Source organism: Ulvibacter litoralis (assembly GCF_900102055.1).
Taxonomy (GTDB): domain Bacteria; phylum Bacteroidota; class Bacteroidia; order Flavobacteriales; family Flavobacteriaceae; genus Ulvibacter; species Ulvibacter litoralis.
In genome coordinates, this window is the sequence record NZ_FNBA01000001.1 from 78,902 (window position 1) to 92,137 (window position 13,236).

At 36.8% G+C, this 13,236-nt stretch carries 11 protein-coding genes; 4 read left to right on the forward strand and 7 right to left on the reverse strand.

Features of this window, described 5'->3' with window-relative positions:
• Window positions 1–31: 31 nt before the first annotated feature.
• The 3 genes from BLQ00_RS00465 to rlmB all read left to right on the forward strand — a co-directional run bounded on the left by BLQ00_RS00465 (window position 32) and on the right by rlmB (window position 5,506).
• Entirely contained in the window at window positions 32–3,313 is a 3,282-nt protein-coding gene (locus BLQ00_RS00465; protein ID WP_093139333.1) for a SusC/RagA family TonB-linked outer membrane protein, read from the forward strand.
• 18 nt (window positions 3,314–3,331) lie between these two features.
• Entirely contained in the window at window positions 3,332–4,651 is a 1,320-nt protein-coding gene (locus tag BLQ00_RS00470; RefSeq protein WP_093139335.1) for a SusD/RagB family nutrient-binding outer membrane lipoprotein, read from the forward strand.
• 117 nt (window positions 4,652–4,768) lie between these two features.
• The gene (gene rlmB, locus BLQ00_RS00475; RefSeq protein ID WP_093139336.1) at window positions 4,769–5,506 is read left to right on the forward strand and encodes a 23S rRNA (guanosine(2251)-2'-O)-methyltransferase RlmB; all 738 of its coding nucleotides are present in this window, start codon (window positions 4,769–4,771) and stop codon (window positions 5,504–5,506) included.
• On the opposite strand, the gene BLQ00_RS00480 is transcribed toward rlmB, so the two are convergent.
• On the reverse strand, window positions 5,501–6,271 hold the full coding sequence (locus BLQ00_RS00480; RefSeq protein ID WP_093139338.1) for a rhomboid family intramembrane serine protease: 771 nt from the start codon (window positions 6,269–6,271) through the stop codon (window positions 5,501–5,503). The genes rlmB and BLQ00_RS00480 overlap by 6 nt on opposite strands.
• 90 nt (window positions 6,272–6,361) lie before the next feature.
• On the opposite strand from BLQ00_RS00480, the gene BLQ00_RS00485 reads away from it, so the two are divergent.
• Entirely contained in the window at window positions 6,362–7,639 is a 1,278-nt protein-coding gene (locus tag BLQ00_RS00485; protein WP_093139340.1) for a replication-associated recombination protein A, read from the forward strand.
• On the opposite strand, the gene BLQ00_RS00490 is transcribed toward BLQ00_RS00485, so the two are convergent.
• From BLQ00_RS00490 to radC, 6 genes are read right to left on the reverse strand one after another with little or no spacing between them, the layout of a single operon-like run.
• Window positions 7,636–8,451, reverse strand: coding sequence for a hypothetical protein (locus tag BLQ00_RS00490; RefSeq protein WP_093139341.1), 816 nt, complete (start codon window positions 8,449–8,451; stop codon window positions 7,636–7,638). The two genes, BLQ00_RS00485 and BLQ00_RS00490, sit on opposite strands and share 4 nt — an antisense overlap.
• Window positions 8,448–9,872 carry a DUF5723 family protein gene (locus BLQ00_RS00495; RefSeq protein ID WP_093139343.1) on the reverse strand — a complete coding sequence of 475 codons (1,425 nt, stop codon included), beginning with the start codon at window positions 9,870–9,872 and terminating at the stop codon, window positions 8,448–8,450. Before BLQ00_RS00495 ends, BLQ00_RS00490 begins: the two co-directional genes overlap by 4 nt.
• A 4-nt stretch (window positions 9,873–9,876) precedes the next feature.
• Window positions 9,877–10,422, reverse strand: coding sequence for a hypothetical protein (locus tag BLQ00_RS00500; RefSeq protein WP_093139344.1), 546 nt, complete (start codon window positions 10,420–10,422; stop codon window positions 9,877–9,879).
• 47 nt (window positions 10,423–10,469) lie between these two features.
• Window positions 10,470–11,159 (reverse strand): YjjG family noncanonical pyrimidine nucleotidase, encoded by a 690-nt coding sequence (locus BLQ00_RS00505; protein WP_093139346.1) that lies wholly within the window; start codon window positions 11,157–11,159, stop codon window positions 10,470–10,472.
• Window positions 11,149–12,444 (reverse strand): DUF7033 domain-containing protein, encoded by a 1,296-nt coding sequence (locus BLQ00_RS00510; protein ID WP_093139347.1) that lies wholly within the window; start codon window positions 12,442–12,444, stop codon window positions 11,149–11,151. The genes BLQ00_RS00505 and BLQ00_RS00510 overlap by 11 nt, the downstream gene beginning before the upstream one ends.
• 6 nt (window positions 12,445–12,450) lie before the next feature.
• A complete protein-coding gene (radC, locus tag BLQ00_RS00515) occupies window positions 12,451–13,149 on the reverse strand; it encodes a RadC family protein (protein WP_093139349.1) in 699 nt (232 codons plus the stop codon).
• Between the last annotated feature and the right edge of the window lie 87 nt (window positions 13,150–13,236).

Genomic DNA, 13,236 nt, shown 5'->3' on the forward strand with positions numbered 1-13,236 from the left:
TTTACATTGGCTAATTCAAATAAATTATAAAATGAGAACAAAGTTTAGTGGTACACTAACACTCTTGATAGTGTTAGTGGTGCAGATTACGTTTGCACAAGAAAAAACAATAACCGGAACGGTAAGTGACAACTCGGGACTACCTCTACCTGGTGTAAATATTGTTATTAAAGGAACCTCCAACGGTACACAATCTGATTTCGATGGGAACTACGCTTTAAAAGCGTCGGTAGGCCAAAACTTAGTGTTTACTTATGTAGGTTTTAAGACTCAAGAAAGAACAGTGACAGCAAATTCAAGTAGCATTAGCATCGCTATGGAAGAGGATGCTGCTGTACTAGAAGAAGTTGTAATTACAGCGATTGGACTTGAAAAGAAAAAAGAGGATGACTTATCTTCTGCAACAACGATTCAAGCAGAAACAATTACCAAATCTGGAGAAGCCGGAGTGGCAACTGCTTTGGCAGGAAAAACCTCTGGTGTAAACATTATTAAAAGTGGTGGTGATCCAGGAGCTGGGGTTTTTATCCAAATTCGAGGAGCTAACACCATACAAGGAGATGATGAACCTCTGTATGTAATTGACGGAGTTTTAATCAACAACTTCAACTTTGGCGCTGGCGTTGCTGGTGTTTCGGAACAATCAAGACTAAACGATATTTCTTCTGAAGACATAGAAAGCGTTACCGTACTTAAAGGAGCTTCCGCAGTAGCTATTTACGGAACTGGAGCTGCAAACGGAGTTATTGTCGTAAAAACAAAATCGGGCAAAGGGAAACCTGGAGAATGGAGCCTAGATTATAAATCGGGAGTATATATTGACAAAGTAAATGAAACTTGGGACCTACAAGACAAATATGGTCAAGGTCTTAATGGTGTTTTTAATGACGGTGGAGGTACAAGTACTAGCTGGGGAGATTTAATATCTGCAAGAGCTGGCGGACCTGATGAAGTGAACGTAGGGAACCAACGTTTTGAAGCACAAGACGGAACTGTTTATTACCCAATTATCACTAAGAATTCAAGAGAATCATTTTTAGAATCTAATTTTGATGCTGTGATCGGGCAAGGAATAACTTTTGAGCACGACATTAGCCTTAAATATTCAGGCCAGAGCGGTAGCACCTATATAAGCGCAAACAATTGGGACCAAAAAGGAATTGTGAGAAATGGTTCTAATTATGTTAGAAAAACATTGCGTTTTAATAACACTACTAATTTTTCGGACAAGCTTAGCGCAAAGATCGGTGCAAACTATATAAAAACGGATGCTGATGCCATTCAAACAGGATCTAATTTAAACGGTTTCTACTTAGGACTTTTAAGAACATCTCCAGATTTTGACAATAGAGACTATAAAGGTACTTCCTTTAATGCGGCAGGCGCTCCTTCAATTAATGCCATGAGAGCATACCGTGGTCCATTAGGACCAACATCTGCGTACAACAATCCATTATGGACAATGAACGAACAATCAAATACAATTGAAGTTGATCGTTTTTTAATCGCTCCAGAATTAAGCTATAGTTTTAGCGATAATGTAACAGTAACAACTCGGTATAGCAAAGACACATATCGAGACAAAAGGCAAGTGTTTTTCCCGTACAACTCATCGACTGATATCGGGAATGGATTAGGATATTTTGAAATTGACGAACGTTTTGTAAGCTCACAGTATTTAACCGCTTTTATTAACAGTAATCATACTATTTCAGAGAAATTTAATCTGTCTTGGATTTTAGGAGCATCATACGAAAATAATGAATTTGAACAATTAGCTACCTCTGCTACAAATTTTTCAAATCCATATATTACGCTAGATGACTTAATCTCTATTGAAAATGCTGCAGCTGCCAATATAGATGCAATCGACTCTTACGACTTAGAAAAACAAGTGGGCGCTTATCTATTAGTTAACGGAGAAATTTTTAATCAAGTGTTATTTGAACTTACAGGGCGTGTAGACAGATCTTCAACCCTACCCGATCAAACATTCTTTTACCCTGCAGTATCTTTAGGTTGGAAATTCTCAGAACTAGTAAAAGGAAGTGAATTTTTATCCTTCGGAAAAATTAGAGGTACTTACGGAGAGGTCGCTGTGGCACCTCAAACTTATTCTCTTACAAATGGATTTGGAATTGGCGGCGTAAACTCTTCATGGGGTGACACCTTAGCAGGAGGTCAATACGGAAGCACAGCCTCTTTAGATGATGTACAAGGAAATGCTAATCTTGTGGTAGAACGCGTAAAAGAATACGAATTAGGAACTGACTTGAAATTTTTTAATAATCGTCTGTCTATGAGTTTCACATACTATGATAGAAAAACGGAAGATGTATTATTAGAGCAGGCTGTATCACCTTCTTCTGGTTTCTCCAACTTGAATAACAATGCAGCTACTATTACAAACAAAGGAATCGAATTTGATTTATCGGCTGCTATTATAAAAACAGAAGACTTTAAATGGAGCATCGACTTAAACTATAGCCAAAATGACAACTTGGTAACCAGCCCTGATGGAAATGGAGAAGTACTCTCCTTTTTAAATGGATTTGTTGGAACCTCTTCAAATGTTGTAGATGGACAACCTTTTGCTGCATTACTAGGAAACCCTCTCGCGAGAGACGAAGATGGAAATTTAGCGCTTAACGATTTTGGATTCCCTGTTGTTTCTGAAGATGGAGAAGAAGTTATTGGTGACCCGAACCCAGATTGGCGTGGAGGTATTGGAACCAAAATTAATTATAAAGGCGTGGAACTTTCTGCTCTTTTCGATTTTGTACAAGGAATGGATGTTTGGAACGGAACGAAAGGAGTTTTAAACCATTTTGGTGTATCTGAAGTTACTGCAAACCAAGTAACCGTATCTGCTGAAGAAGCGGCAACAATACTCAACTTTAATGGTGTTGCAATTGCAGACTTACCCTATTCGCAACTTAATGAGGATGGATCGTACACCGTACGTGGAAACTTAGACGACTTTGGCGCCGGAACCGTGTTATTAGACCAAGCTTGGTACTTAGGAACAGCTAGTGGGTTTAATGGTTCTCCAGAATTAAATATTGAAGATGCATCGTATGTAAAATTACGTGAAGTCTCTTTAGGTTACACCTTCCCTTCAAAATTCATCGAAGGTATTGGCTTAGACAACTTAAGCTTTTCTGTCTCTGGAAGAAACTTAGTAACCTGGACAAATATTGAAGGATTCGATCCTGACAATAATTTAACAGGAGCTTCTAAAGGTAGAGGTTTAGAATACTTTACAAATCCATCTACCGCAAGTTACTTTTTCACTTTACGAGTAGGTTTATAATATAAAAAAAATAACATCATGAAAAACTTAAAAAAATTACTTTATCTGTTTTCTGCTTGTGCCTTGTTCATCTCGTGTGACTCATTGGTAGAAGAAGTAAACTATCAGGATGATCCAAATACGGTAGGTTCAGTACCTACTTTAAATTTAATTTCGCAGGCTGAAATCATTGCTATCTACCTTACTGAAAGCGACGCTTCAAGATATGCCGCAATTAATTCAAATTCAATTAGCGGGAGCAACAACCAGTGGATTGGATATGAAACGTACACCTATTCCCCTGCCGATTTTGACGCCCTTTGGTCTAATATTTATATTGAAGGAATTACACAAGCAAGACTCGCAAAGGAGCAAGCTGAAATAGAACTAGACGATGATGCTTTTGCAACCGCCTGCTTTTTTGAAGCATACTTTTTGGGTGAATTAGCAGCTTCTTTTGGAGACGTTCCAGACTCTGAAGCCTTCATTCCTGGAAACACCAGTCCAATGTACGATGCACAAGCTACAGTACTAAATCACGTTCAGGAACTACTTAGCTTAGCCATTTCAAGAGGAAACACCTCTACGTTATACATTACTGACGCCAATGGAGGAACAACTAGCACATCAACCCTTGGGCAATTAGCACATAGCATGAAAGCGCGTTACTATATGATATCAAAAGAGTATGGTAATGCTCTAACGGAAGCACAATCTGGAATTAACACGATAGACGGAGGCTTATTCGGAACTCATGCCGATGCTACTGGTGCTCAAAACATGTGGTATAATTTTACCGCTATTTCTCGACCTGGAGATACAAGCCCCGTTGGAAGCTATCTTCAAGAGTTAATCATGGTAGATGGCTCTGCAGATAGACTACTAGCTACTCCTGGGGAAGCAGAACGATTTGATTTCTACTACCGTGGAAATAGAAACTACAACAATAGAGACGGTGGAATTTTTGACAAAGTAGCCTCCTTACCAATTATAGGATGGCATGAAACACAATTAATTTTAGCAGAAGCCGCCTATAGATCAAGTCAAGAAGGAGTCGCCAGAACTGCACTAAACGCTGTTAGAACTGCACTAGAAACACAATACTCCGGAAGTTTCCCCGCTTCTACAGCAACAGGAAATACCTTATTATTACACATCCTGGAAGAGAGGTATATTACACTTTGGCCTTCTCCTCAAACATGGCACGACATTACACGTACTAATAATGCCTTAGGCGTGCCACCAAAAACAGGTTCTGAAATGCCGCAGCGTTTCTTATACCCTCAAGTAGAATTAAATACGAATAGTAACGCACCTTCCCCTATTCCTAGTTTATTTACACCAACACCCATAAACTAGGAACTTAATACTCATATATTAAGTTTTAAAAGCCTGTTGATAACAACAGGCTTTTTTTTTGAAAGAATATTACTAAAATCACCTCTTTTCTACGAGATGATTTTTTACTTTTACAGCATGAAAAAAGAGACCACCATATTTGGTATTCATCCTGTTGAAGAAGCTGTTTCTTCAAATGTATTTATTGATAAGCTTTTTATACAAAAAGGAATAGCAAACCCAAAAATTGACGCTATTGTAAAAGATCTTGAAAAAAAGCATTGTACAATTTCGTACGTGCCCTTCGAGAAACTTACAAAACTAACACAAGGAAACCATCAAGGTATTATTGCAATAACATCTCCTATTGCTTTTCACCCTTTGGAAGAAATCGTAGAAAACTTTATTCATGCCAAAGAGAATCCTCTTTTTCTAATTTTAGATCAGATTAGTGATGTTCGTAATTTTGGAGCCATTTTGCGTACTGCAGAGTGTACAGGCGTAGATGCTGTTATTATCCAGAAAAAAGGAGGTGCACCTGTAAGTGGTGATGCGGTAAAAACATCGGCAGGAGCTATTTACAAAATTCCTATTTGCAAAGTAGATCATATTAAAGATGCCATTTACTATTTACAAGGTTCTGGTGTTGAAACTATTGGTGCTACGGAAAAAACCGAAGATAGTTTATATAGTTTGGAACTTAAAAAACCACTTGCCGTTGTAATGGGGTCGGAGGACAAAGGAATTTCTAAATCTGTATTAGCAATTTTAGACCACAAAGCTTCATTGCCTCTATTAGGAGAAATAAACTCCTTAAATGTTTCTGTTGCGTGTGGTGCTTTTCTATATGAAATCGTAAGACAAAGAACGCTATAAAGAAGATTCTTCTTCATTCGTGTTCTTTTTAAAAGTATAGACTACTCGAATAACTTTAGGTTTCTGAACTATAGGAGTTTCTTCTTCTATTTCAGGAACCTTTTCTTTTTCTATAAAATTTCCATTTTCATCAAACTGCTTTATAAAATCATCTTCTTCAGGATTAAAATCATCTCGTTCCCAAGCATACTTTTTAGTTTCAATAGGAATCTCCCTAAAAACTAATGCTAATAAAAGTCCGACGCCAAATCCAGACAAATGTCCCTCCCATGATATTTTAGGATCGATAGGTAACACATACCATAACAACCCTCCATACACAAATACGACCACAAGAGACAAAGCAATTAACTGGTATTGTTTTGAGAAAATACCTTTAAAGAATAAAAAGGCGGTTAGCATATACACAACACCACTGGCGCCAATATGATAAGAGGGTCTTCCTATAATCCAAGTAAACAAGCCACACAGCAAAACACCTAACAACAAGACTTTCCAGCGAATGTTCCTGTAAAAATAAAAGAGCGCTGTTGATAGTACAAATATGGGAATAGAGTTATTAAATAAATGCTTCAGATTACCGTGAATAAAAGGACCTAATGCTATTCCAACCAAACCTGAAATTTTCCGGGGATAAATTCCTAAATAGTTAAAGTCCCAGTTAAATCTTATTTCAGCCCAAAACACTAACCACATAAGCAGTACAAATGCTATTGGATATAAAATAACATCATTCGAAAAAAATAATCCTTTTTGTTTAGACATACGAAACCGTATTCAAAAAATGCTCCTAAATATAAATTTATGATAAAATGTCAGTCAAAAGGTAGTCATAATATTGTAATTTTACACCTTATGAGCGCACCCCTTGCAGAACGTATTCGTCCTAAGACACTGTCCGATTATTTAAGTCAGCAACACTTAATTGGTCCTAACGGAGCACTTACTGCACAGTTGGACTCTGGCGTTCTTTCGTCCATGCTATTTTGGGGACCTCCAGGCACAGGTAAAACAACATTAGCTACTATTATTGCCAATCAGTCTAACAGACCTTTTTACACTTTAAGCGCTGTTGATAGCGGTGTCGCTGCCGTAAGAGAAGTGATTGAAAAAGCAAAAAAAACAGACACCCTTTTTTCTACTAAAAGCCCTATTTTATTTATTGATGAGATTCATCGCTTTAGCAAATCGCAACAAGATTCTTTATTAGGCGCTGTAGAAAAAGGACTTATCACGTTAATTGGAGCCACCACTGAAAACCCTAGCTTTGAAGTAATACCCGCACTTCTTTCACGTTGTCAGGTTTATATTCTAGAAGCTTTCAGTAAAAAAGACTTAGAAGATCTTTTACACCGAGCTATTAAGGAAGACGAGCTCCTTTCAAAAAAAGACATCACACTGAAAGAAACTGAAGCATTGCTTCGTATTTCGGGTGGTGATGCTCGAAAATTACTGAATGTTCTTGAACTCATCGTTCTTTCAGAAAAAGAACAAGAAGTTATTATTACGAATGACATTGTGCTTCAGAAAGTACAAAAAAACACGGTGTTGTATGACAAAACTGGTGAACAACACTACGATATTGTTTCAGCATTTATCAAATCGATAAGAGGAAGTGATCCCAATGCGGCGGTGTATTGGCTGGCACGAATGATTGAAGGTGGCGAAGACATTAAATTTATAGCCAGAAGGTTGGTTATATTAGCTTCCGAAGACATTGGAAATGCAAACCCGACTGCGCTTGTACTGGCAAACAATACTTTTCAAGCGGTGACCACCATTGGATTTCCTGAATCACGAATCATACTGAGTCAGTGCACCATTTACCTCGCTACTTCTGCAAAAAGTAATGCTTCGTATGCTGCAATTAATGAAGCACAGCGATTGGTAAAACAAACAGGTGATTTATCGGTTCCATTATCCATTCGGAATGCGCCTACAAAACTAATGAAAGAGTTAGGCTACGGAAAGAATTACGAGTACGCACATAATTACGAAGGCAATTTTGTGCCGCACGAATTTTTACCAAAAGAGATTAGTGGCACTACATTTTACAAACCTGGAAACAATCCGAAAGAGACGCATTTAAAAAATTATTTAAAAAGCCTTTGGAAGGATAAGTACAATTTCTAGTTTATTTTCTTATACACTTCGGAAGTGTTTTCTTTTTGAATTATTAGATTTCCTAACGCATCAAATGAAACTTTGTAAAGTGCTTCTGAAGTTGTTACAAAATACAACTTCTCTGAAGAAGCTCCTTCAATATTCCCTAACAATAACAAACCATCACCAGTCGTCGTTGTTTCTTCATATAAGCTATAGCCTTCAGCAGTTTTCCGAAGTAAAAACGATTTCCCATTAAATAAATAATTTGAAAACTTAGCGCTTGGTAACGTTGCTACTTTGCTGTTTTCGGCAGGTGCATTTTTAATTTCTTTTGTATTACTATTTTCAGAAACAGGTGTCTTTATAGTAGTAGGAACAGTTGTTGCTGCTGTCTCGTTGCTTAACAATTCTACATCCTTTTGATCTACACGTAAACTTTTAAAGCTCACAAAGGCTTTTCGTAAGGCATCTTGATAAGAACTTTTAAATTCCTTAATCTTACTAGTTCCTTCAACACTCGTATAGACTACAAAACCATTGCAATCTTTTAAAGTAACTTGTAGTTTTTTCCGAAGTACGGAAGGCAACTTTTCTACATTAGCATACAAGCCGTCACACCTATTCGCATTGGGGGTTTCGCTATTCAAATACGCATTAAACCCATGCTTTTCTAAGTAAAACTTAGCCATTGAGTTTAATTCATATTTGTCTTTTCCATCTAAAAAGTCAAATTGATCTGGAACTATTACATAACTAAATTCACTTAGGTTTGTTGTTTGTGAAATAGCGGTAGAAAATCCACTTACTATCAAAAATGCTGCTATAAAAAACTTATTCATTCTCTGTCAATTTTTATATTGAATCCTAATTGTAAAGATACACTTTTTGCTTTTGCAAGATTTGAATATGCTAATAGATTATCTGCTGCAATGTAAAAATTAAACTTTCCCACATCTGCCACCAACCCCAAGCCAATATTTGAAGCCGTATAAGAATCTACTGTATAGGTTGCCTTGGCTGCCAAGAAACTTGCGAAGCGTCTGTAATAAAAAAGAGTTCCTGCCAATTGCGGACCTTTTGGTCGAAAGACACTGTAATACTGCAAACCGATTGACTGGTTTTTAGGAATAGATCCAGACATATTCATACAATTACAATCAGTACCACCATCGGTAGGCCTTCCGAAATTATAGGCAATACTCGCGTTTACTTTCATGGGGAGCATTTGCGTATAAGAGTTATACAAGGTATCGATAGGCACTTCTCTTTCCACTTCATCTTCCAAATCACTGTAATACGGAAGAGTACCTTCCTCATTTGCGAGAGGAGGAAAAATAAGCTCTATTCCGTCTAATGTATAATTGGTTCTAGCTTGATACGTTTCCACGTCTTTGGTGTGAAAAATAGCTCCAAAATCTAAAATACTTGCCGTCGCTGTAATATCTCTAGTAATATCATACGTCATTCCCACATCGAAACCTATCCCTAAATTTCCCCCTAGTAATGCGCGACCTAAAATCTCACTTGATACTTGGGATGAATTCTCTTCATCTTGCAATGATGCAATTCCAGAAGTTTCTACCGACATATTTACATTTTCAAGACTGTGCTCGTATATATTTGGACTATCGTTATCTCCCAATCGGGTTACAAATTTCCCCGAATTATTGGTGCTTTTAAAACTAGCCATACTGGAATATAATTTTGCTCGAAGACCAACCGTTAGTTTTTTCCCTATTTGCTTATTAACGCCAAAATGATACACCGTCATTAAATCGGCAGTAGTACTAATTTCACCTAAATCAAATTCATAATTTATGTAATCACTATTTCCTTCCCAAACTAAAATTGCCAAATCTCTTGGAAAGTAGAATACAAAATCTAATTCTTCATAAATTCCTCCTGAAAAATATAGTTTGTTTTTTGCGAGCCATCCAAAATTAATGAGTTCTAGTTGTTGGGTTGCTGTAAAGAAATCTTTCGAACTCATCTCGAAAATTTTATCTCGGATTCGTGTATTAATGTCTTCGGTAGCATTTGATGCTCCAAAAATATCGTGTACTGAAACACCAGAAGTACCAACATTAAGATGTATTTGCGATAATAACGGAATGCCGTAATGCGCTTTTTGAGTCAGTTTGGTTCCGGGGTTCAGCAGTAGGTTTTGTGGAATATCTTCCATTCCGTACAGCACTTGCTTATTTTGTGCAATACCAACCACACCCAAAAGGGCCAATGAATAAAATAGTAGGATTTTCATGGTATTATAGCTCTACGTAGTACGTAACTTTAGATTGAAGATTTAGGGCTCCTTCAAGATTAGCATTAGACGATGGGATGGTTACTGAAACAATTACCTTAGAGGCTTGTGTAAGGTCAACAATATCGGCACCCTCTACATTTTCTATAAATTCTGTAATTATTGGATTTGAAACTGTTCCTTGAGCAACAACTGTTTGAGCTGTATAGGTTGTATCGTTTTGAGGTGTCAAAAATTGAAAATCTGCTTGAAACTCTCGTTCTATACTATTGGTAAACTTAAAATAAAATTCTGCTCTTTTAAGGTTTCTCTGAACTTCAATATCATTTAAAAACCGAAGTTCGGTAGTATCACTAACTGTTAAAACAGAAGTTGAAGTTGCAGGATCATAAAAATCGCTAGCAGAAAGATTGAAATAAATTAAATCTAGATCTATGGTAGGAGTAAGATCTACATTGTCAACTTGATCAAAGTCGGTGTCTTTTATACAAGACACAAACACAAAAAATAGCAGAAATCCTGCTACTACGGGGGATAGGTTTGTTTTCATTAATGGGGATTTAGTATACTAACGTTTTAAATCCCTAAAAAGTATGTTTACAGAAACTTTTTTATCTCCAACAAACTGTCTATCAATTTATAACCTTCAGGGATGGTTTCATTACGGTAATTATAAAATAAAGTTTCCATACCCACGGTTTCGGCACCAAGTATATCTGCTTCAAATGAGTCGCCAATCATAATACTTTGCGAAGCTTTTGTTTTTCCCTTCTGAAGAGCGGTTTCAAAAACCAACGGATTGGGTTTTTTAGCCCCCACTTCTTCGGAAGAGGTTACGGTTTCAAAAAAATCGGAGATGCCACTATTTTTCAGTTTCAGTAATTGTACTTGTTGAAAACCATTGGTTATTATATGAAGCCGATACTTTTCAGCTAAATAATTCAGAATGTCCATTGAACCCTCCAAAAGATGATTATCTACTGGTAATTCGTCAATATAGGACTCTGCCATTGCATCGATACTATCTACGGGAAATGTAATGTCAAAAACCGAAAACGCATCAATTAATCGTCCACGACGCAACTCTTGCTTACTCACTTTCTCCTCTCGAAATAACCTCCAATAGTCTAAATTGATAGGTTCGTATGTTTCTACAAATACTTGAACATCCAACGCTATCTCGTGTGTTTTAAAAACACGCTGAAACGCAAAAAATGAATTTTTATCAAAATCCCAAAGGGTATGATCTAAATCAAAGAAAACATCAGTGATGGATTTATGAGTCATATTTTTGTAGTTTTTCTGAAAAAATGGAACGCCAAATTTTATTCTTTTCCGAAGAAGAAAAATCTCGATTTGTAAATAGCATGGTAAATGTTCCGTTTACCTTTTCGACAGACCGAAACACATTTGCAATTGTTTTTTTAATATCTGATTCATACTTTTTTTCGAATGCCGTTGTGGTCATTGCTAAAGGCTGAATAATTAAAGGCGTTTTAATTTCACTGTCTAAATCGTAAAACAAAAAAGGCGTACAGGTACCAGCTCTAAAACCAACTTCATTTTCATACACCATGGTATAATCTTTAGCAACTTCTAGCTCGACAAGGTTTCTATAAATTTCAGGAAGACTTACCAAAAACCGAGCGTTCATAGTACTAAGTACGCTACGATTTGTAATTTCTTCCATACGTTTTTTCTCTTTTTTTAAAATTTCGTATTCTTTCAATGCTTCAAATGAAAAGATAAGTCCCGTTTCATTGTAATCGGCCACATATTTCACCAACATTTTAAAGGCCAGTCGGTGTGTATTCATGCTTTCCTTAAAAGTAAGGCTATCTCCCAACAGAAAGAAAACAGTGAGTTTTGACTTGCTTTTTTTAGACTTGTTTACAATCCATTTAAAACTATGATACGGATCTTTCCGAAGTCGCATAATCACTCTTGTCCGCTCTATAACCGCTCTAAATTTTAGCTTTGACACATCGGAAGCATACCCTAATAAGGTTCGTAAAAACCCTCGTTGGATATAGGCAAAAGGCTGAGATGCTTCTACAATGGTATGCACTTTGGTTTTCTTTAGTGGAAATTCAAGATCTGGAAATGCCGTATGTAATACTTCTTTAAATTTATACGCCCAAACATCTACAACAGGCTGTTTTAAAAAGCCTTCTTGATACGCCAAACTTTCGGTCACAGGATACCGTCCAATTTCATCTTTTACATGTGGCAAATACTCTTCGTACCTACTCATTAAGTAAAAACTTGCCGCAAAAATATCGAAAGGTAACGCACAGTGTCCGCTGGTCGAAAAAAAGCATTTGGTGTCTTCCCAATCTTTAACTGTAATATCTATAGACTCAAATCCTTGCTGTGTTAAAAGCCCTTCGCTTTGCAAAAAAAGTTCATTCCCCATCGCTTGTTTTCCGTAGGAAAGTTTTGGACCCGAATGAGAAATTAGCTCCTCAATAACAGAAGTAAAACCAATTTCAATCCCTAAAATCCGCGTACAAATATGCCGAAAAGCATACGTAATTCTAGGAGTTATTTTTTGAGTATAGATTAATAGCATATACAGTTACAAGAGGTTTTCATCTGCAAAGCTAAAGTACGATTTTTCAGTAATAATAAGGTGATCCAACACTTTTATGTCTAAACTTTCGCCGGCAATTTTAAGTTTTTTTGTCAGACTTAAATCTGCTTGACTCGGCTTTAGTGTACCAGAAGGATGATTGTGAACCAACACTACTGCTACCGACCCCAATTGCAAGGCATTTTTAAACACCAACCGAACATCGACCAAAGTTCCTGTTATACCTCCTTTACTAAGCTGTAGCGTTTGCAGCACTTTGTTCGAATTATTTAAATACACAATCCAAAATTCTTCATGCGGCAAATCGCCAATTATAGGTTGCATTAGTTCAAAAACAGACTTACTCGCTGTTATTTTTTTTCGTTCTAAAGCTACTTCAGCGCGACGTCGTTTCCCTAATTCTAGAGCAGCAGTTATCGATATCGCTTTGGCTTCACCAATTCCTTTAAACTGCATTAGGTCTTTTACTGAAAGTTTCGCGAGTTCATTTAAATTATTTGCTACGGAAGCTAATATGCGCTGACTTAATGCTACGGCGCTTTCATTTCTACTTCCTGAAGCAATTAAAATAGCGATTAACTCGGCGTCACTTAAAGCTGTTTTTCCTTTTAGCAGTAATTTTTCGCGCGGTCGATCGTCTTCGTTCCAGTTTTTTATTGAAAAATAAGCATTTGGATCGGACATAGATTCAATATATAAAGCGGGGAGCTGAATCGTATTTATCCTAAAAGTTCTGAATACTATAAATATAAAGTTTAATTTTTTATTTTA